Consider the following 20851-nt stretch of genomic DNA (forward strand, 5'->3'; position numbering starts at 1 on the left):
AAGGTAGGAATTTTAATTGTTGGTTGATAATAGCTTCTTCCACAGTCAAGCCTTACAGCTGAAACTGAAGCGTTACATAATAATTGCGTGCATCCGAAGGGATAATGCCCGGCCCCGGATAGCCAGTGGCGCGGCGGGTAAAATAGTGGTTGTCCGTTAGGTTATTGATGCCCGATTCCAGTGTGAAGCGCTTATAAGTATAGCTGCCGGAAAGGTCCATTACCCAATATGCAGGAATCTGGCCTACCACAGCGGTTGGCTCTGACAACGAATTAGGAGCATCGGTGTATTGCGCTGCAGTGTAAGCGTACTGGTAGGCCAGCTTAAAGCTTTTACGCTTGAACGACAGACCAGCTTTGGCGATAACCGATGGTGCCAACTCTACTTCCTTACCGTTGATGTCGCTCAAAGGGCTGCTGTATTTAGTGTTTACTAAAGTAACATTAGAGAATGCCGAAAGGCTGGTTGGGTGATCTGCGCCAAAGTATAGCTTGAGCAGGTCCGCTTCTATAAAGGTTTCAAGCCCATAGTTATGCGAGTCTCCTACATTGGTACGAATGCGTTGCAATGTGCCAGGCGGGGTAAAAAAGTTGATGCGGTCTTTATAAGCCAGGTAAAAAATGCTGGCATCGTAGTTAAGTAAACCGCTTATGTTGCCTCTGAAACCGATATCTGTGCTGTACCCGGACTCATCGCTCAGGTTCTGGTCTACGGTCTGGTTTGGGTTGATCACGCGCATATCGTTAAAGTTGATGGCGCGGTAATTCTGTGAGAAGTTGGCATAAACCTCCATCTGTAAACTTGGCTTATAGCTTAGTCCCAGGCCCAGGAGCAACACGTTCCGTGAGCTTTCACGTTCTTCCGGCACCACCTCATCCCAGATAATATTGCCTGCCTGGTCAGCTTTAACATTACGATAGCTGCCGTCTGCGTTGGTATTGATCCACTCATAGCGCACACCCGGTGTAAGGCTAAGTGTAGGAGTGATGTTAAAAATGTTCTCGGCAAACAAGGCTATGTTGCGGCTCAGATAATCATAGCTTGATGAGTTAGGAGCACCCGTTTCAGAATAAAAATGGAAATCTGCATCTGCTGCGACGGAGCCATCTCCCTGTTTCTGGTCAGTAAAGCCACGGTAGTAGCGGGTACCCACAAGCAGTGTAGAAAAGGAGTTGCCCAGGTCGTAGCGGTGTATCAATCTGGTTTCGTTACCTATGTTTCTGAACTGGTCCTGCAGCAGGGTGCGGGGCTGAGTAAGGTCGTCTGGGCGGTTGATCTTACCCATATACCCCAAGGCATCGCGTTGCGCCAGCAAACCAAAATTGCGGATATTGAGTTTGGTGCGTTCACTGAAGCGGTAATCCAGTGTCAGGGCCATCAGGTTCCAGTTTACTTTAAACCAGTTCCGGTCACGCACCGACTGGCGTGGATCTGCATTGAAAGCCACATCTGTTAAGCCGCCCGGCTGCTGTGCCAGGTAATCCATGTAAGTATAATTAAAGCCTATTTCCAGCTTGTCAGTTGGTTTATAGTGCAGTGAACCAAAAGCAGTGTGTGCATCAAAGCCGGAGTTATCGCGCCAGCCATCGCCCCGCTTATACTGGTAAAAGCCATAGTAGTGCATTTTACCTTTGCTACCGCCAATGCTGTTAAAGGAGTTGAACAAACCCCAGGAACCCGCTGTCTGGCGTGTAGTCAGTTCAAAAGGCTTGTCTTCCGGACCTTCCTTCATCACGAAGTTGATCATGCCACCAAACTGTGTGCCGTACTGCAGGGAAGCCGCTCCCCGTACTACCTCAATTCTATCTAAAGCCTCAGTAGGAGGGGTGTAGTAGCTTTCAGGGTATCCAAGGGCATCAGCCGAAATATCGTAGCCGTTCTGGCGTGTGTTAAAATTAGAAGTGCGGTTCGGGCTCAGGCCACGGCCTCCGATGCCGAGTTGCAGACCTGCGCCATCGCTTTCCCAGATGTTCAGGCCGGCCACTTTGGCGAATACCTGGCGGCTGTTGTTGGTAGCTTTATTAGCGGTGATGTCGCTCAGCACTACCACTTCACTTTTCTTGCCTTCATAAATAGCAGCACCCTCTACGGAATTTAGCCTGGTGATGCCAAAAGTTTTCTCACGCTCTCCCTTCACGTTCACCTCTTTTAGCTTTCCTTCCAGTGGCTTCAGGCTAAAGTCAAGTACTACATTAGCATTGCTGATGGTTACTTGCTGCGTGGCAGAGCCTAAGCCTACGCTATAGGCGGTGAGGGTATAGGTGCCTGGCGTCAGGTTGCTGATCTGGTAGAGCCCTTTCACATCGGCCTGATGTAAGCTGCCTGAGTTAACAAGCAACACCTCAGCCTGTGGTACAGGTTGCCCCGAGGTTGCATTTGTTATTTTGCCAGAGATAGAAAATGTCTGTGCCAGCACGATGTGCAGGCTGCAAAAGGAAAGTATGATAGTGAGTATACAGCGATGCATCTGTTCTTATTTCTGCCCTACAGCATCCTGCTGCAGTGTTTGTTCATCAAAAGGTAATATCCAGCTTTTTGGCAGGAAGCTGTCTTCTTCGTTGGCCAGGTTAACACCCGGATCTATTAAAAGCCTGCTGCCACGGCCATTCATACTTACATAAACCTCTGCACGTACCTCCGGATCCGGAATGCCTTTACTTTTAAAATCTTCCCGGAGGATATGTGCAAACTGCAACAACATGTCTGGTTGTGTCGCTACCTGCTTCTCCTGGTTTACCGTCAGGTAGGCGCGGTTATTGATCTCTGTTTCTCCTCCGGAGCGCGGGTCACGAATATAAAAGAAAGCAGTGCCTGTTTTCTCCATCAGCATCACGCGCCACGAGAACCGATATCCCTGCTCGGTCCAGAAAAGCTTATCGGGATAAAGTATAAAACGCCAGGGCACCAGCACCTGGAGTATAAAATGCAGTGCCAGCAGGTTAAGGAGTATGGGCTGTGCCGAAACATTTGCCTGCTTCGTGAAAGTTGGCAAACGAGCTCCCGCAGTACTTCTGAACCAGGAAATAACACGCTCGTGGAACTGCTCTGAAAAGAAGATTAACGTGCTCACCATCATAATGTAGGGGAACATGCCGATCTGGAACAGCACAGCCGTGAGCACATGGAAAACCACTACAGTTGCATAAGCCAGCAGACGACTTTTTCGCCAGCTCAGGAAAAATGGAATGGTAAGATCATAAAAGGCTCCGAACCAGCAGAAGAGGTAGGCTACCCATACTTTATCTAGCAGGGGGCCGATGAGCGGCAGGTGCGTGTGTGCCGGTAGCCAATACCGCAGCGGCATCGCCTCCAGCAACCAGTCAGGGTTAAGCTTGGCTACACCTGCATAAAAGTATACCAGCCCCAGTTGCAGCTGAAAGATCAATACCGTCCAGCGTGGTACGTGGCTTACCCAGGTATCCGGCTTCCGCAGTACGTCCAGCGAGAAATGGCGCTGCGCCGGCACCAGTAGCATCAGGAAGGCGACTACACTTACAAAATAATAGTGGTTTAGGTAATTGGTCTTGTCGATCAGCTCTACATAGGTAAAGCTTAGAAAGAACAGGACTGCCGACCAGCGGTAGAACAGCCCCAGCATAATGCCCAGGGCCGAGAGCGCCATCAGGCTGAAGAGCGCATACATGCCTGCTTCGCCCAACGGCTGCACCCACTCAAAGCCATAGTACGGGAAGTATACTTTAGGTAGCACATAGAGCTCCCTTACCCAGCCTTTCAGCATAAAGCGTAAAATGCTAGCCAGCATCATGCCACCGAAAATAACCCGGAACACCGCCAGCGGTGCTGCGGAGACAGGAGCGGTTAAGTATGGCTTCAGCTTCTGGAGCATGATGTGCTGCGTGATTAATTATTAATCGCCGTCGTTATCGGAGTAGGTAATCGTTACACCCAGCGCAGCGGGCATGTCGGTTTTGGTAAGCACGATAAGCTTCTGAAGCTCATCATAAACCTTCGCCACGGCTTGTGGCTGCGTGTTTACAGCCGCTGATAGCGGACCTTGTACGGCATCGACAGCGGCCAGTGCAGCGTCAAACTGTGCCTCAATGGCCTCTGACAATGCAACTCCGTTATATTGGGCATTCACATGGTCCAAGTAATCATCTAAGCCCGGGCCGTTGGCTCCGGAGGCAGACAAGCCCATAAACGCCGCCTTCTCGGCAAGGATCGCTTGTTTTAGCAGTTCCAGCGATGATTGGCTATAGTAAGCCTCTACCTTTTCCGGAAAGGGGCTTCCCCCTGCAAAACGGCCGCTCGGAATACCCACCTTTGCACCTTTAGTAACATCAATATCAGAGTTCAACTCATTTACGAGGTTACCCACAGCACTACCCACGGCTGTTCCGGCAGCTTCCTTAAATGTTTTTGTATAGTTGCCGGTTGTCCAGCCAGTGTAAGTTGCATCAGCGCGCTGACTTACCAGGTTGGCAATATCCTGGAGGTACTTTTTGCGGTTTGCTGCATTCGGAGCAGTAGTATAAAGTGCTACCACCTCGGCATCGGAGGCTTTTGTGTAAAGCAGGTAATCCAAAGCCGGAAAACCCTTCGCAGACATATTTGCAGTTGCCTGAAAATCGTATGAGCCGGACGAGATGTTGCTCTCGATCTGGCTAGTGGTAGTCGGGAAAATGTTTAGGTTGCTGCGCAGCATTTGCTCATCGGCTGGGCCGAATTCATACACACTTACCTGCTGCCATGCTTTATAGGCGTCCAGGTACTCTTTGCGTACGGTTGCCAATGTGGTAGTACTTGGGTTTGCAGTAAAAGCGGTAACAGCAGTGGCCATTTCAGCCGTTTCAGTTTTAAATTTCTGATATGCCGGCACGATCAGGTTCTCGGCATAGTTGGTCAGCATGGTCTGGCGGTCGTAATCGGTGTTAGGGCCAGAGTCGTTATCAGAGCCACAGCTGCTCAGCAGGGATACCCCGGCCAGTATAGCTAATGAGTAATTTCTAAACGCTTTCATCCAGTACTTTTTTTAACGCGAAAGGCAGCAGCTGGACATTTGACTATCGCAGCTGCTGCTCTCTAATTTAAAACACTTATTTTATCAGCTTTTACAGCTGGCCTTTTATAGCATCCATATTATAGGCGCTACTTAAAATATCAATGGCAGCTGCAATATCAGTTCCGGTAGTATTGTAAAGGTTAGTGCCGATCTTTGCCAGGAACTCGTTATACTTTGCAGCAGAAAGCTTGCGGTCAGTTTTGAACTGCAGGCCCATTACAAAGCCAATAGCCTCTGATAAATAGTGGCTCTTTTTAGCCTGATCTGCTACACTTTCTTTTGCTTCGTTCAGTTCATGTATGGCAGAGGCAGCTATTAAACGCTCCCATTCTGTTCTGATAGTAGCAGCGGCTGCATCTTTACCAGCCATGTCTTTAGCCGAGATGGCGGCACGGCCTTTCAGGAAGGCATCCATGATAACTTTGTTGCTGCCCAGCGCTGCATTTACCTGGTTGCTGTAGTTGGCCCAATATTTCAGGTTGTTAAGATTTGTTGGGAAATCTTTTGGTGCTCCGAAATAACCGAACGCCTCATCCCAATGGTGCTCCATGGTGGTGCCCTCGCCAGGTGTTATGGTTGTATTATCTACAGCGGGGCCTATCTTTTCTGTTGTCAGGTATCCTTCTACTGCCTGAAAGTAAAATACACCACCCATCAGGCCTTTAGAAATCACCTGGCCATACTCCAGGCCATTCGCGTCAACCAGGTAAGTTCTTGTACCATCAGCAGAGGTAAGTATGCCTGCTGTGCCGTTGGTGGCTGGTGCACCTGCTGACTGACTGGCAGCTGCTACCTTATCGAACATATTCTCGAAAGTGGCCTGAGCCGTTTCGATAGTTTTGTTCTTCAGCTGTTTAGAAGTAGCCTCATTCAGGCTAGCACTTGCAAACGGAGCATTTGCATTGGCATACATGTTTTTCATCTTCTGCGCATTCAGCACAACGCCGTTGTTTCCTGTCTTTATGTAGTTGCCAAGTTCATCCAGCATGGCAATACGTGTCTCCTGACCAGAGTAATTAACATTAGCGAAGTTATAAGTAGCAGGTACGTCGTAAGACGGAGTATCGTCTTTATCTTCAGAGCATGATGAAAAAGTAATACATGCGGCTAAACCAACAAGGGCTAAAGCTTTGTGTTTTAGTGCTGAAAGCGTCATAACGTGTATAGTTGTTTTTATTTAGACTTATTTTAAATAGTGATGCAAAGCTAAGGGACATCGGAATATTAGGCAAGCCTTATTTAAAATTATTTTAAATAAGCTGGTGTTATAGGTTAAAAGGGGTGGAAAGGTGGCCTACGGCCGCAACCTTAGCAATTTCTACTTGTATAGATGATTAACCCCACTGAAGAATTTGTTAAATTGTTGCTCCTGTTACCCAAAGTCCGGGGAAGATAGCAGGGTACTAGATTTAGATAAGATATGGATAAGATGGAGCATGGAGAAGATCGGAATAAAATCCGCAACTCTTCATTTCAAATAAGGTTGCCATTGTTTATTGCATTGGCCCTGACGGTGGGGGTACTGATTGGTGCAACTACATTTTCGCCATCCACGAATAACCCGCAGGGTACAGCCAAAAGTTACCTTAAATTCAGGGACATTCTCAGCTATATAGATCGTGAATATGTTGACACGGTTGATATTGAAGAGCTATCGGATTATGCCATATCAAAAATGCTGGAAAAGCTGGATCCGCATACCGCATATATACCCGCCGACGAAATGGAGATGGCCCGCTCATACCTGGAAGGGGACTTTGAGGGCATCGGGATTGAGTTCAATATTTTTAAGGATACCATTTATGTTGTTACTCCTTTAAGTGGAGGCCCTTCGGAGGCTGCAGGCTTACAGGCCGGCGACAAGATCATCAAAGTAGATGGGGAAACTGTAGCAGGTACAGGCATTACAAACGAAGGTGTGTTTAAGCGCTTGCGGGGCCCTAAAGGCTCTACTGTTAAGCTCGGTATCTTGCGCAAAGGCAATAAGAAACTTCTCGATTTTAAGATTCAGCGCAGCAAGATCCCGACCTATTCGGTAGATGTAAGCTATATGGTGGATAACAAGACTGGTTATATTAAAGTCAGCCGCTTTTCTGCTACCACATTCGAAGAATTTAAAGAAGCACTGACTGAGTTGCACAAGAAAGGCATGCAGCAACTTGTGCTCGACCTGCGGGGCAACCCCGGAGGATATATGGATCACGCAATACGGATGGCAGATGAGTTCATATCCGGTAATAAGATGATCGTGTATACCGACGGAAAGGGTGATAAGTATGATTCTAAAACATTTGCTCAAACCAAAGGCGAATTTGAAAGTGGCCCGTTGGTGGTGTTGCTGGACGAAGGCAGCGCCTCTGCCTCAGAAATTGTGGCAGGTGCACTCCAGGATAACGACAGGGCACTGATCGTTGGGCGTCGCTCTTTTGGCAAGGGTTTAGTGCAAATGCCTATTCCGTTGAACGACGGATCCGAATTGCGCCTTACCATCTCCCGTTACTATACTCCAAGCGGCCGCTCTATTCAAAAGCCTTATAACGGCGATGCTGAGGAATACCAGAAGGATATGCTGCACCGTTTCGAAAGCGGGGAGTATTTTCATCCGGACAGCAGCCTTTTTGTTGATTCGTTAAAGTATAAAACCCTGAAAGGGCGCCCGGTTTATGGGGGTGGGGGGATTATGCCGGATGTTTTCGTGCCACGCGATACCATGGAGTTCTCTTCTTACCTCACGCAGCTCTATAACAATAACATCATCCGGGAATATACTTTAAACTACTATCGAGATAACCGCAAGACATTGGAGAAAATGCCGTTCGATAAGTTCAGGAAGAATTTTGAGGTATCGGACAAAATGCTTCAGGATGTTGTGCAGATGGCAACAAAAGCAGGAGTCGAGTATAAGGAGGCAGAATTCAAACGCTCCAAGAACTTACTCCGGAATAATCTGAAAGCCTTTATAGCCCGTAGCATCTATGGCAATAAGGGTTTCTTCCCGGTGCTGCACGAATCGGATGAGGAGTTCCAGGAGGCCCTTAAGCAGTTTGGCAGTGCACAACGCCTGGCAAAGGGAGGTGCATAGGGCATTTAAATTTCTTGTGTAAATTGCCTGCGCAAGGGTAAGTAAACAAACCTGATTCAAAAACTAGAGCATAAGGCATGGCTTATTACTATAAGTTAGGAGAGATTCCTCATAAAAGACATACCCAGTTTCGGCAGCCGGACGGCAGCCTGTATGCTGAGCAGCTGGTGGGCACTTTAGGTTTCAGTGGCGTATCGTCGTTGCTGTACCATATTAACCCTCCCACACAGATCAGCCGCATTGGTGAGTCTAAACCGTTCGCCCCAAAAAAGGCAGAGGGTGTAAAACTGGCTCCGCACCACCTGCGCACCCTGCAGGAAAAAACAACAGGCACTGATTACCTGGATGCCCGCAAAACGATGATGTTTAACAGCGATGTGGCCATTTGTATCTGTAATCCATCAGAACGTGAAATGGATTACTCTTATAAAAACGGACAGGCAGACGAGGTGGTGTTTGTACACGATGGCACCGGCGATCTGATCACGCAGATGGGGCGCATCCCGTTTAAGCCAGGTGATTACCTGGTCATTCCACGCACAGTAATTCATAAGTTCCGCTTTGATGAGGGGGATGTACGGTTATTGATCATAGAGTCGTTTAGCCCCATAGAAACGCCGCGCCGCTACCGGAACCATTTCGGCCAGCTGCTGGAGCATTCGCCCTTTTGCGAGCGCGACATCCGTCCGCCAGTAGAACTGATCACTGAAACAGAGCGTGGAGAACACCTGGTGCTAGTGAAAAAAGAGGGAGAACTGCACCAGTTCTACTACGACTTCAGTCCTTATGATGCTGTGGGCTGGGACGGATACTTCTACCCGTATGCATTCTCTATTTATGATTTTGAACCGATAACAGGGCGCATACACCAGCCACCTCCGGTGCACCAGACATTTGAGGCTCACAACTTTGTGATCTGCTCTTTTGTGCCGCGCCTTTTTGATTATCACCCCTTATCCATACCTGCGCCTTATAACCACTCCAACGTAGACTCAGATGAAGTACTGTATTACGTGGAAGGTGATTTCATGAGTCGTAAAGGTGTTGACAGGGCCTCATTTACAGTGCACCCGGGAGGTATTCCGCATGGTCCGCACCCTGGTACGGTAGAGGCGAGTATCGGTAAAAAAGAAACGCATGAGTACGCGGTTATGATCGATACCTTTAAGCCGCTACACCTTACAGAAGAGGCTGTAGCATTAATGGATAAGAATTACCCGATGAGCTGGAACGAAAATGGAAATGACAAGGTTCGTAAAGGCGATATGTTTGATTAATACAATTATTATTCTGTAAATTGCGGCAGGAAAAGTAGTTACAATTACTTACCCTGCCGCAATTATATTTTATACGACCTTTTATAACCCTTTTTAGCACCCTTATTTTATGAAACAACTACTTTTAGCCATTGTAGTGTTGTTCTCTTTTGCCGTTACTTCTTGTAAGCAATTTGATGAACTCCTGTCTTTCCATATCGAGGAAGAGCAAACAATTGAGATTCCGGCCAGCCCGGTAATAGGGCAGGTAGTACCTGTTACGCCAATAACAGTGGACACGAACTCGAGTGAGGAATTTAAAAACAATAAAACCCGCGCCGAGTTGGTAAAAGATGTCGTACTAAATAAACTGGAGCTTAACATCACCAGCCCGCAGGGAGAGAACTTCAATTTTCTTAAGAAAGTCGAGATCTATATTTCGGCAGAAGGCAAAGGCGAAACTAAAGTAGCTTACCTGGATGAAGTACCGCAGGATGTAAGCACTATTACTCTAAAAACAACGAACTCAAAGCTTGATCAATACATTAAAGGTGATACGTACACAATCAGCACACGTGCCACACTGGCTAAGGCTGTTGCACAGAAAGTAACCATTAATGCAAAGATGCGCTTTAAAGTTACAGCAGACCCATTATAAATATGCATACACTACCGATGAGGATTTCTGAGAAGAATACATTGGAGAAAATAATTATTGTTGGCGATCGTGTGCTGATCAAACCTAAAACGGCACGCGACCAAACTAAAAGTGGCTTATACTTACCTCCTGGCGTACAGGCTAAGGAAAAGGTACAGGAAGGCTATATTATGAAAGTAGGCCCCGGCTACCCAATTCCTACCGACTATGGTTTTGATGAAGAACCGTGGGGGCAGGATGAAGAAGAGGTGCGCTACATTCCGCTGCAGGCAAAAGAGGGCGACCTGGCCATTTACCTGCAACGTGATGCAATCGAGATAAACTATCTTGGGGAGAAGTATTTTATCGTGCCACAGTCAGCAGTGTTGATGCTGGTGCGGGAGGAGGATCTCTAAAATTTCTTTATTTATCTGAAGAGCGCGGCTGATAAAGCGGCGCTCTTTTTTTGCCCGATATCGTTCAGTTAGCTGTCCGATATTGGGCACTTTATTTTTATCAAATAACAAGAATGCCTCTTTAAATCATCTGGAGGCATTTTTATTAGTTTGGCATGGCACATGTAGTAGATGAGTAAAATATTGCTTAAAAAATGCTGCTGAAGCAACCATTGCTGCTGTTGCACCATCTTTAGTTTATCTGATAAGCCTAAAGGGCTGTAGCAGCTTATTTTTATCGCACATAAACTATGAAGGAACTATTACTCCTGCTGCGTAAAACGCATCAGCCACTCGTTATTTTACTTTTCTTCGTCTCCAGCCTCTTTTCCCAGGCCTTTGCTCAGGAAAAGAACAAAGAGTATAATTATCCTCAAAAGCAGTTACAGGCGCTTCGGGTTTCAGAGGCACCTAAAATAGATGGTGTACTTGATGAAACCATTTGGCAAACTGCCGAAATAGCGACAGACTTTATTCAGAACAGACCTACTCCCGGGCCACTGGAAAAGCACAAAACAGAAGTAAGGATTTTATATGACGATGCAGCGATCTATGTAGGTGCCATTATGCACGATGTATCTAAGGATAGTATACTTATGGAGTTGGGCCGCCGGGATGACCTTGGCAACACCGATTGGTTCGGGGTTTTTCTGGATACTTACAACGATGAGATAAACGGTTTCGGATTCTTTATTACTCCTGCAGGTGTACAGTTGGATGCCCGTTATTCTTCCAACGGTGAAGATTTTAGCTGGAATGCTGTCTGGGAGAGCAGTGCCCGGCTGGAGGGTACAAACTGGGTGGCGGAACTTAAGATCCCATACTCTGCCATACGCTTCAGCAGCAAGCCCGAGCAAGTGTGGGGCCTGAATTTTATGCGCAACAGACAGTCTACGCGCAAAGGATTTTTCTGGAACTATGTAGATCCGGCAAAGAACGGCTTTGTAAACCAGTGGGGTAAGCTAACAGGGATCAAGAATGTGGAGGCTCCACTTCGTTTGTCGTTATCCCCGTATGTTTCGGCTATCTCCAATAGCTATCCTTATACCCAGGAGGGGAGTGAGGAGATAAAGTATAAGCAGGACTTTAACTTTAGCGGCGGAATGGACCTGAAGTATGGCATTAACGATGCTTTTACGCTAGACATGACGCTGGTCCCTGATTTTAGTCAGGTGCAGTCCGATAACCAGGTACTCAATCTTTCGCCTTTTGAAGTGCAGTTCAACGAAAACAGGCCGTTCTTTATGGAGGGTACAGAACTATTTAACAAAGGCGGGTTTTTCTATTCCCGGCGTATTGGCGGCAGGCCGGTAAATGCATCCATCGATACGAAGGTTAAGTATGCCGGATATGATGTGATAGAAAACCCTCGTGAAACGAAGATGATCAATGGTACAAAAGTTTCAGGACGCACACAGTCGGGCCTTGGGGTGGGCATATTTAACGCAGTGGTTGGTCGTCAGTTCGCGACTCTTGAAAACAGTGAAGGTAACCGGATAGAGGTGGAGACGCAGCCATTAACAAACTACAACATCACTGTTTTAGATCAGTCTTTAAAGAACAACTCCTACGTTACTTTGGTGAATACAAATGTGATGCGGCAGGGGAGTACCTATGATGCTAACCTGACAGGTGCTGTGTTTAGGTTTGCAAACAAAGGCAATAAGTATGCGATAAATGGTAAAGCCGCTCTCAGCCAGCGCTATTTTAGCGATAGCACCGACCTGGGCTACATGTATAGCCTTAAATTAGGTAAAGTTAGCGGCAACTTTACCTATAGCTACAGCCACACTGTAGAGTCTGATACTTATAACCCAAACGACCTGGGAATTCTGTTCACGCCTAATAGCATAGAAGAAAACCCTCATTTGCAGTATAACTTTTACAACCCATTCTGGAAACTGCTGAATTTAAATACCAATATCGGAGCCATCTACGAGCGCAGGTATAAACCTGACGCATTCCAGAATTTTCTTATTTACAGTAACGTGAACGGAACGTTTAAAAATTTCTGGAGTGCCGGCCTTTTTGTAAATATCGAGCCTGTAAAAACAAACGACTTTTTCGAGCCTCGTGTGGCTGGTTATTATTATGAGTTTCCTGTTAATAATAGTTTTGGTGCATGGGTCTCTACCGATTACCGAAAGAAGTTAGCGTTAGACTTAGAGGCAAGTTACCGAGCATTTGATGAGAATGACCGGCATAATTTTAATTTTTCTATCTCGCCACGCTACCGGGTAAATAATCAACTGTCGTTTAACTATAGCCTTAGCCGAAGCTCGAGATATGACGATATTGGATATGCTGAAAGTTTTGACCCGAATCCTGAAAATGACGATAAAACAGAACGTAGAATTATTTTAGGCAAGCGCGATGTTTTAACGACTTCCAATACCTTAACGGGTAGTTACATATTTAATAACCGGATGTCAGTTTCATTACGTGCGCGACACTATTGGTCAAGTGCAAAGTATAATAATTTCTATTGGTTAACGCCAGAGGGGCAATTGCAACCAGATGTATATCCGCAGGGGTATGATGGAAAGTTCGCTGATGCTGACCACAACATAAACTACAATGCCTTTAATGTGGATATGGTGTACTCGTGGTGGTTTGCACCAGGCAGCGAGATCAGCATTGTCTGGAAAAATGCCATACTTGAAAGCGGCAATCGAGTAGAAACGAATTATTTTGATAACGTCTCCCGTACCATTTCATCACCACAAAACAATTCGTTTTCTATAAAGATATTATATTACATCGATTACCTGACCATGAAAGAAAAGCTCAGCAAATCATAATAACGAAGAAATTAGCTATAAACAGAAAGCCCCTGCAATTGCAGGGGCTTTCTGTTTATATAAGGTACTGTTTATGTCTTTTAGTGCTGCACAAGTATTTTTTCTGAGTATAGTGTATCGCCATGGCGAACACGTAATACATACAAGCCAGAAGGGCTGGAGCTAAGGTTAATGAAGCCTTCATACTGTCCGTAGTAGCTTACTACCTTGCCATTCAGGACAGGGTGCCCCAGCATATCCACTACCTCATACTCGATATCTTCCGGCTGACTGGTTTCCAGCTCTATTCTGAAGTGACCTGTGCTTGGGTTTGGAGAAACCACCAGGGCAGTGCCCAACTCCCGTATTCCTTCTTTATAAGAGAAGCTGTATGCCATCGACATTTCAGAGATACATCCGTCCTTAAACACTACCACACTGTAAGAGCCGCTTTCTTTAGGCGCGAAAACCTGACCTGTGGCACCTTCTATTGGCAGGTTATTTTCATACCACTGGTTACCCTCAGCTGCACTGGATACAAGCGTTTGTTCCTTGCGTGAAATTACTGGTTTAGAAAGCGGAGTTCCGCCTTTTACAGCCGCTTCTACACGCGGGCTTGGACAGCCCAGTGAACGCACCTTCATATCATAGAAGTAGTAATAGTAGCTTTGAGGGGTAGTGCTGGCTGAATTTCCTGTGATCGAAACTACATTGCCAAGCTGGAAAGGATACCCTGTAACACCTGCATTATTTCTGAAGATGGTAGCTCCGTCTTCGTACGAAATAGCGATCCTGTAATTACCGGCGGCAGGCAGTTCCAGGCCCAGGTAGTAAACAGCGCCTTTATCATTAGGGTCGTTTTCCTGCACACCAGGAGCCGGAGTTGTCCTGGTAGCCGTAACGTATAATGTCCTGGAAGAAACAGGAGCTCCGTCTTCACTGAATACAGTAAAGTTGATCTTGCCACTATTGCCAATATATAGCCTGGCGCTTTCCAGCAGAACAGGAGCTTTGGTACTTATCAGCACATCCGGTGAAAACATATTGTATCCACCTCCGGAAGCAAAATCTTTATTGGCCGCACCAATTGTTCCTGAAAGATCATTAAAAGCTGCGTATAACTTGCTGCCAACCTGCCCTACCGGAACCAGTACGTTGTTACCGGCTGCTATGGGCTGGCCTCCTGTTGGGTTGTTATACCAGTATACTGTGCCGTTACCTTGTGCCGAAAGAGCATAATTAGGATCAGAGCCACACCTGAATGCAGAGGCATCTACCGGGGCTGCCTCTGGGGTACCAATGGCAAAGCCTCGGGACATCCTGTTGTTTGATTCTAACACATCGTTTGGCAGATCCGAAAGCGCAACAAGTTCATATGTAGCCCCGGACTCAGTGGCAAACGTCTCGCTTAAGATAAGCTCCACTTTTTTGAAAGGCTGTAGTTCGCCATCGTAAACAGCGTTCAGCTGTTTGATCTCCGCTCCATTTTTCAGTACCCGGACAGTAACCGGAATATTTCTTTGTGTAGCCGTTCCGAAGTTGCGTAAAGTTACCATTACACTCTGAGTAGGATTTGCGCAAAGCGAAATCCCAACAGGAGAAACGGAGACAATACCAACATCGCTGGCAGGTTTTTCAAACTGCACAAGGTAATCCTGCGTTTCGCCCCGGCTATACGTGCCACATGGAGCAACGTCTGCCGCAGTGCTTGTTTCCTGCACCACAACGCGCATTCTTACCTTATTGCCCACTGTAACTGCTGAAGGAGCTGTTATGGAAGCGTTAAACACGTCACTACCGTTTATCGGTGCCGACACGGCTACTGTTTCCCCTGCATCTTCAAAGCTGCCGTTGCCATTCCAGTCAATATACACTTTAGCTACCTTCGCTGCGTCGCCCGCACATGAACCAAGGCCAAGCGCTAAGTTTTGCGACTGCCCTATCTCATACCTGACCACATTGTTTGTGAGGTCCTGATAGGTGGTGCATCCGGTTCCAAAAGTTAGAGATGTAGCACCTAATCTAAATGAGGTTATTTTGGCTCCAGCGTCAGAAGAAGCCTTGCTTTCACAGAATGCTACACCACCAGCTCCGCTAACGATCATCGAATATAACTGTGGCCCTTTAATCAGGTTAGACTTATGGCTTACGGTTATAGTATAGCTCTCACCCGGAACAGCGTTTAAAATCTTTATCTGCTCAACGTTATCTAATTTGTTATCTCCGGTTGTAGCCGGAAGTGAAGGTTCCTCCGGGTCCAGCGTCCATGGAAGATACGTCGTGTTACCTTTTGTAACACGTATATCCAGGTCGTTTAGGAGGCGTGCCATTCTATTATTAAGTGCTGGTGACACCGGTGTTGCCTCAGGGTCTGTCCAGGAAATGGTGACAGTTAAGGGCCCAGCGCCAGATGCTCTTACTTGCTGCGTGTACACCTGCCCTTGCTCCAGGGAGTTTTCCTGGAGTAGGTTCGTGTTGTTGGTATTAGAGATGACCTCGGCTGCACGGCGGGTATTTAGCAGGCCCCACCCGAATTTATAGTCAGGCCCAACTGCTTTACCGGCTTCATCTGCCGTGTGAATCGCTAGTCCTTTTAGTGTGGCAGCACGCATTACCTGGCCATTGTGTAAGTTTGAGAAGTGCTCCTGAAGCAGCAAAAGACTACCTGCAACGTTTGGCGATGCCATGGAAGTACCGCTCAGCGAAGTATAGGCTGTGTTACTTTTATCAGAAGTAGAAAGAAGGTTAACACCATTACCTACCAGGTCTGGCTTTATTCGTCCATCATCTGTAGGGCCAAAGCTGCTGAATGCTGATATGACAACATCGGAGGTGTCTCTGTATCCTTCGGAAATAGTATTGACTGCACCCACTGTTAAGATGTTCTTTGCAGTACCGTACGTAGATATAATATCAAACCCCTTATTGTAGCTCAAGGTAGCGCTGCGGCTGGCTACCTTTGTGAACTTGCCGCTGCTGTCGCGCTGGTAATAGGGTTGGCCTTCATTAGGACCATTTTCGCTCCTGTTGTTACCCGCAGATTTTACGATGAGGTAATAGGGTGCATTGTAGGCAATTCTATCCCAGCTTGCTGCCGTTTCATTGTAATAGCCAAACTTATAATCTTCTGTTGCGCTTACATCCGTATCACCCCACCACTCCCAGAAAGGATCTTCGGCAGTACCTTTCCGGTCTGAGTTATAATGCCAGCCTGAGATAGTGCCATAGGAGTGGTTCGAAATCAGCAAATCCTTGGCAGCTGCGGCCATTTCAGCTACGTCGCCGTTAAAGTCATAGGCTATCAGGTGCTTTACCCCAAAGGCCATGCCCTTTGCAACAGGATTAACACCTTTTGCGATCATTGTGCCGGCAACGTGCGTAGAGTGCTCGCTCGTGGAAGATGGATTATCCTTTTGAAGTACGCGATCTTTCAGTTCCTGGTGCGACTCCCTTACACGACCACCATCCCATACGCCAAGCTTCTCGTTTACCGCGTTGCTTGCGCCACTTAAGTTTAAACCAAGTGAACCACCAGCCCACAATGCATCAGTAGCAGTAGTTGCAGCTGCTCTTGTGTTATTGTAGGTAATGTAGTAGATCGGCATGCCCTTTGAGTCGAGACCCTGCAAGGAGATGTGAGAGCCATCAGTAAAGGTTTTCTCAACTACCCATCCATGCTTTTTTGCCAATTGGAGTGCCTTTGAGCGGCTTGCCTTAAAGTCTTTTTCAGCAGAGGTCGCAATACGGTCCAATGCTTTTACATTCGTGCGGACCGTGGAGGCTCCGCGCTGTGCAAATGCCGTTGTTGCCGTTGCCATAGAAACAGCAACAAGCCAAAGGCTCAGTCTTCTCATAAAATGTGTAAAAAAAAGTAATAGAGTAGTAGTTTTAGTTTTTCAATATAAAACAAAATGCTGATAATGACAAAGCAGTTCAATTTGTGCCGGCTAATTTTATACTATAGGTGTTGTTATTAAGCTGGTGTAACAGGTGCAGCAGCGTAATTGGTCAATAAAAAAGCGCACCAGGGAGACTGGTACGCTTTCTGAGAAAAGGTTTTGGAGTGCTATTTTCTCAAGAATTGTGCGTATTCTTTCGCGAAATAAGAAAGTATAACATCGGCACCGGCACGTTTTATACTTAACAGGCTCTCCAGCATTGCTTTCTCGCCATCCAGCCAACCTTTTTCCGCGGCGGCCTTCACCATGGCATATTCACCGCTCACGTTGTAAGCAGCTATTGGCAGGTGTGAGTTATCGTGCAATGCCTTAATAATGTCCAGGTAAGCCAGGGCTGGTTTAACCATCAGAAAATCTGCTCCCTCTGCAATATCCAGTTCAGCCTCTATCAATGCCTCTCTACTGTTGGCTGGGTTCATCTGGTAAGTTTTTTTATCACCTTTTTTAGGGGCAGAGTCCAGGGCATCGCGGAACGGGCCATAAAAGGCGCTGGCATATTTAGCCGTATAGCTCATAATACCTACCTTATGGTAGCCATTTTCATCCAGCACACGGCGTATATGCGCCACACGACCATCCATCATATCCGATGGGCCTACTATGTCGGCTCCGGCCTGGGCTTGTGTCAGAGCCATTTTGCCCAGCACTTCCAGCGTTTCGTCGTTCAGGATCTCTCCGCCTTCTACAATGCCATCGTGGCCATCGGAGCTATAGGGGTCCATCGCAACGTCCGTCATCAATACCACCTCCGGAAAATTACGCTTCACTTCGCGGATAGCGCGTGCATACAGACCGTCAGGATTGTGACTGTCAGTGGCATATTTATCCTTGAGTTGCTCCGGGATGCTGGCAAATGGGGCAAATGCTTTTACGCCCAGGTCAACGCAGGATGCTATTTCTTCTAAAAGGGTATCGATGGAGAAGCGGTTAATGCCCGGCATAGAGGCAACCTCTACGCGCTTGTTCTGGCCTTCTATTATAAAGAGCGGGAAAATAAAGTCATTTAGTGTCAGGCTGGTTTCCTGCACCATATTTCGGATCACCTCGTTCTGGCGATTGCGTCTTGGCCTTCTGATCATACGTGAAAAATCCTTTACAAAAATTGTTCAAAATCAAGTTGCTGCAAAGGTACGGCTAAAGCAGGGGAAATAGAAAACGGAGCGGGTTTAATTGTACAGGCAAATGGTTTTGTGGAGAGCGCCTATTCAGGCAAGTCAGAATTAAATTCCTCCAGAAGTCGCAGGGCCTGCTCGCTGTCGAGGCCTGAAACGATCAGTTTTACCGGGTTAAAACCACCCGATGCTACTTGCCAGGGGGCAATGCTGCCCATGTGCTCGTTCTGCACAAACACATAGATGCCGTGGTTCTCCAGCATGTTCTTAATGATAGACGCCCGGTGGAAGTCACCGGCGAAAATTTGTACTGGTTTTGTCTCTTGCGGCATGTGTTAAAGGTAAAATATTTCAGCCTCTTTTACAGGCTTTAGCAGAATAAAAGATGGATGGCGCTTCATATAAAACAAGAAGAGGGTGAAACCACTGCCTCGCCCTCTTCTTGTAAGCATGGTGATGCCTAAAAATTCATGATCACTTCTTCAATAATATCACAGCACTCATGCAGCTGATCTTCCGTCATAACCAGCGGAGGCGCAAAGCGGATGATGTCACCATGTGTTGGTTTGGCTAGTAACCCTTTGTTCATTAGCTCAACACACACATCCCATGCCGTTTGTCCTTGGTCGTTCGGGTTGATTACGATGGCATTAAGCAATCCTCTGCCGCGCACCAATGTTACGATCTCAGGGCGCTTTTCCATCAGGCGTCGCATGCGGTCCCGGAACAGTTCGCCCAGAACACGGGCATTCTCTGTCAGATTCTCTTCTTTGATCACTTCCAGGGCAGCTATAGCTACAACGGCAGCCAAGGGGTTACCACCAAAAGTAGAGCCATGCTCGCCTGGCTGGATACAAAGCATAATGTCATCGTTTGCCAATACGCAGGATACCGGCAACACTCCACCCGACAGGGCCTTGCCTAGTATAAGGATGTCGGCGTGTACATCGTCGTATTTACTGGCCAGTATTTTGCCTGTACGTCCAATGCCTGTCTGAATTTCGTCGGCCATCAGCAACACGTCATACTCTTTGCACAAGGCATGTGCTTTTGCCAGGTAACCGTCATCTGGGACTACTACGCCGGCCTCGCCCTGTATAGGCTCCACCAGGAAACCACACACATTCGGGTTCTCTTTTAAGGCTTCCTCCAGCGCATGAATGTCATTGTAAGGGATGACCTTGTACCCTGGCATGTAAGGGCCAAAGCCCTTGGTAGAATCAGGGTCAGTAGAGAACGAGATGATTCCCGTGGTGCGGCCGTGGAAGTTATGTTCTACCACAATGATCTCTGCATTATGCGGAGCGATGCCTTTTTTCATATAGCCCCACTTGCGGGCCAGTTTGATAGCAGTTTCTACTGCCTCGGCACCGGAATTCATATACAGGGCCTTATCATAGTTAAAGTACTCGCAGATATATTTCTCTGCTATACCCAACTTGTCATTATAAAAAGCGCGGGAGGTAAGTGTTAGTTGCTTGGCCTGCTCTGTTAAAGCATGGATGATCTTTGGGTGGCAGTGGCCCTGGTTTACGGCACTGTAAGCAGACAGAAAATCGAAGTAATGTTTGCCTTCTACGTCCCAAAGGTGAACACCTTCGCCCCGGGTTAAAACCACAGGCAGTGGATGGTAGTTGTGAGCACCGAACTCGTGCTCTATATCCATAGCCTGCTGGCTCGATGTGATCGTTTGCGTACTCATAGTTTTAGTTTATCAAGTTCTGCATTTCTCTTTTAAACCAGAGAAAAAAAGTATTACAATTTCAATTCTATATTTTGTAAAAATAGTGATTTGCCCCCGACTTAAAAATCTATTCAGTAAAAAGGCTTATTCCACGTAGTTACCTGGCTTGCCTGCACCTCCTGAATACAGCCTGAAACCCTTCGGGGTCATATTCTGCATAGGTGCTTGTCATGAGGCCCATGGTGTTGTCGTCGGCCCGGAAGCCGTAGATCTCACACGCGCCGGTATCTTTTTCCGGGGCTTCTACACGGTGCCTCTCTATAAGAGTCAGCTGTTCGGGGTTTATGGGCTTATTAAGCTCAGAGCAAAACAGCTCCTCGTGCTGAATACTGAATGTATGCGTAAAGCCACGGTCTCGCATGGCACTTATTGCTTCTTTAAAGGTGTTGTATCGGGGCATAGGTACTAAAGAATAGATGGAACATTATATGCCTGTTGCCGGAGCATATACAATAGCATTGTACGGCAGCACCCCCCGGATAGGGTACAGGAGTTTTGGCAGATATGCCTCAATTCACGTAATTTGCACGAAACAAACAGAAACAGAGTGAGTCAGAAGCTAACAGAAGGGGAGGATTTTTACTTTAATGAGCAGCGGTTGATGGTGCTGACGGCCAAATACCTGCAGAAGCGGGGGTACTGCTGTAAGAATGCCTGTAAGCATTGCCCTTATGGCTTTCATGAGCAAAGGTTAAAGGCAAACCAGAAAAAGGAAGTATAAAATATGTGTTAAAAATGCGCCTTGATACAGCGGAATACACAATTTAAGGAAAAATATTTTCTATGCTTTTGAATTTCTGTAT

General features: G+C 46.9%; 15 protein-coding genes. 6 read left to right on the top strand and 9 right to left on the bottom strand.

What is annotated here, in order from left to right; all coding sequences use genetic code 11:
- Nucleotides 1-52 precede the first annotated feature (52 nt).
- The 4 genes from ACSX1A_RS18150 to ACSX1A_RS18165 form a co-directional block, all read right to left on the bottom strand.
- Entirely contained in the window at nt 53-2467 is a 2415-nt protein-coding gene (locus ACSX1A_RS18150; protein WP_439881055.1) for a TonB-dependent receptor domain-containing protein, read from the bottom strand.
- Nucleotides 2468-2473: 6 nt separating this feature from the next.
- Nucleotides 2474-3847 (bottom strand): HTTM domain-containing protein, encoded by a 1374-nt coding sequence (locus tag ACSX1A_RS18155; RefSeq protein ID WP_439881056.1) that lies wholly within the window; start codon nt 3845-3847, stop codon nt 2474-2476.
- Nucleotides 3848-3868: 21 nt separating this feature from the next.
- Entirely contained in the window at nt 3869-4981 is a 1113-nt protein-coding gene (locus ACSX1A_RS18160) for an imelysin family protein (protein WP_439881057.1), read from the bottom strand.
- 91 nt (nt 4982-5072) lie between these two features.
- A complete protein-coding gene (locus ACSX1A_RS18165; RefSeq protein ID WP_439881058.1) occupies nt 5073-6179 on the bottom strand; it encodes a DUF4856 domain-containing protein in 1107 nt (368 codons plus the stop codon).
- Between the two features lie 273 nt (nt 6180-6452).
- Here ACSX1A_RS18165 and ACSX1A_RS18170 point away from each other — a divergent pair, with 273 nt between their 5' ends.
- The 5 genes from ACSX1A_RS18170 (at nt 6453) to ACSX1A_RS18190 (ending at nt 13254) form a co-directional block, all read left to right on the top strand.
- Nucleotides 6453-8105: a S41 family peptidase gene (locus ACSX1A_RS18170; protein WP_439883569.1), complete on the top strand. Its 1653-nt coding sequence runs from the start codon at nt 6453-6455 to the stop codon at nt 8103-8105.
- A 77-nt stretch (nt 8106-8182) separates the two neighbouring features.
- The gene (locus ACSX1A_RS18175) at nt 8183-9382 is read left to right on the top strand and encodes a homogentisate 1,2-dioxygenase (RefSeq protein ID WP_439881059.1); all 1200 of its coding nucleotides are present in this window, start codon (nt 8183-8185) and stop codon (nt 9380-9382) included.
- 109 nt (nt 9383-9491) lie between these two features.
- Nucleotides 9492-10019 (top strand): hypothetical protein, encoded by a 528-nt coding sequence (locus tag ACSX1A_RS18180; protein WP_439881060.1) that lies wholly within the window; start codon nt 9492-9494, stop codon nt 10017-10019.
- A 2-nt stretch (nt 10020-10021) separates the two neighbouring features.
- Nucleotides 10022-10414, top strand: a complete 393-nt coding sequence (locus ACSX1A_RS18185; protein WP_439881061.1) for a co-chaperone GroES — start codon at nt 10022-10024, stop codon at nt 10412-10414.
- A gap of 290 nt (nt 10415-10704) precedes the next feature.
- Entirely contained in the window at nt 10705-13254 is a 2550-nt protein-coding gene (locus ACSX1A_RS18190; RefSeq protein ID WP_439881062.1) for a DUF5916 domain-containing protein, read from the top strand.
- Nucleotides 13255-13334: 80 nt separating this feature from the next.
- Here ACSX1A_RS18190 and ACSX1A_RS18195 read toward each other — a convergent pair whose 3' ends face one another.
- From ACSX1A_RS18195 to ACSX1A_RS18215, 5 genes are all read right to left on the bottom strand, one after another.
- Nucleotides 13335-17087 carry a S8 family serine peptidase gene (locus ACSX1A_RS18195; RefSeq protein WP_439881063.1) on the bottom strand — a complete coding sequence of 1251 codons (3753 nt, stop codon included), beginning with the start codon at nt 17085-17087 and terminating at the stop codon, nt 13335-13337.
- A 212-nt stretch (nt 17088-17299) separates the two neighbouring features.
- Nucleotides 17300-18271 carry a porphobilinogen synthase gene (gene hemB, locus ACSX1A_RS18200; RefSeq protein ID WP_439881064.1) on the bottom strand — a complete coding sequence of 324 codons (972 nt, stop codon included), beginning with the start codon at nt 18269-18271 and terminating at the stop codon, nt 17300-17302.
- Nucleotides 18272-18393: 122 nt separating this feature from the next.
- Nucleotides 18394-18636, bottom strand: a complete 243-nt coding sequence (locus tag ACSX1A_RS18205) for a putative signal transducing protein (protein ID WP_439881065.1) — start codon at nt 18634-18636, stop codon at nt 18394-18396.
- A gap of 128 nt (nt 18637-18764) precedes the next feature.
- On the bottom strand, nt 18765-20006 hold the full coding sequence (rocD, locus tag ACSX1A_RS18210) for an ornithine--oxo-acid transaminase (protein WP_439881066.1): 1242 nt from the start codon (nt 20004-20006) through the stop codon (nt 18765-18767).
- A gap of 139 nt (nt 20007-20145) precedes the next feature.
- Complete coding sequence (locus ACSX1A_RS18215; protein ID WP_439881067.1) at nt 20146-20448, bottom strand: hypothetical protein; 303 nt, start codon at nt 20446-20448, stop codon at nt 20146-20148.
- Between the two features lie 147 nt (nt 20449-20595).
- Between ACSX1A_RS18215 and ACSX1A_RS18220 the strand changes: the two genes are divergently transcribed.
- A complete protein-coding gene (locus ACSX1A_RS18220) occupies nt 20596-20769 on the top strand; it encodes a DUF5522 domain-containing protein (protein WP_439881068.1) in 174 nt (57 codons plus the stop codon).
- Nucleotides 20770-20851 lie beyond the last annotated feature (82 nt).

The organism is Pontibacter sp. MBLB2868 (assembly GCF_051904785.1).
Lineage (GTDB): Bacteria > Bacteroidota > Bacteroidia > Cytophagales > Hymenobacteraceae > Pontibacter.

Excerpts from the sequence above, each read along its gene's own strand:
- ACSX1A_RS18150 (WP_439881055.1), bottom strand. The coding sequence starts at position 2,467 with ATGCATCGCTGTATACTCACTATCATACTTTCCTTTTGCAGCCTGCAC.
- ACSX1A_RS18155 (WP_439881056.1), bottom strand. The coding sequence starts at position 3,847 with ATGCTCCAGAAGCTGAAGCCATACTTAACCGCTCCTGTCTCCGCAGCA.
- ACSX1A_RS18160 (WP_439881057.1), bottom strand. The coding sequence starts at position 4,981 with ATGAAAGCGTTTAGAAATTACTCATTAGCTATACTGGCCGGGGTATCC.
- ACSX1A_RS18165 (WP_439881058.1), bottom strand. The coding sequence starts at position 6,179 with ATGACGCTTTCAGCACTAAAACACAAAGCTTTAGCCCTTGTTGGTTTA.
- ACSX1A_RS18170 (WP_439883569.1), top strand. The coding sequence starts at position 6,453 with ATGGAGCATGGAGAAGATCGGAATAAAATCCGCAACTCTTCATTTCAA.
- ACSX1A_RS18175 (WP_439881059.1), top strand. The coding sequence starts at position 8,183 with ATGGCTTATTACTATAAGTTAGGAGAGATTCCTCATAAAAGACATACC.
- ACSX1A_RS18180 (WP_439881060.1), top strand. The coding sequence starts at position 9,492 with ATGAAACAACTACTTTTAGCCATTGTAGTGTTGTTCTCTTTTGCCGTT.
- ACSX1A_RS18185 (WP_439881061.1), top strand. The coding sequence starts at position 10,022 with ATGCATACACTACCGATGAGGATTTCTGAGAAGAATACATTGGAGAAA.
- ACSX1A_RS18190 (WP_439881062.1), top strand. The coding sequence starts at position 10,705 with ATGAAGGAACTATTACTCCTGCTGCGTAAAACGCATCAGCCACTCGTT.
- ACSX1A_RS18195 (WP_439881063.1), bottom strand. The coding sequence starts at position 17,087 with ATGAGAAGACTGAGCCTTTGGCTTGTTGCTGTTTCTATGGCAACGGCA.
- hemB (WP_439881064.1), bottom strand. The coding sequence starts at position 18,271 with ATGATCAGAAGGCCAAGACGCAATCGCCAGAACGAGGTGATCCGAAAT.
- ACSX1A_RS18205 (WP_439881065.1), bottom strand. The coding sequence starts at position 18,636 with ATGCCGCAAGAGACAAAACCAGTACAAATTTTCGCCGGTGACTTCCAC.
- rocD (WP_439881066.1), bottom strand. The coding sequence starts at position 20,006 with ATGAGTACGCAAACGATCACATCGAGCCAGCAGGCTATGGATATAGAG.
- ACSX1A_RS18215 (WP_439881067.1), bottom strand. The coding sequence starts at position 20,448 with ATGCCCCGATACAACACCTTTAAAGAAGCAATAAGTGCCATGCGAGAC.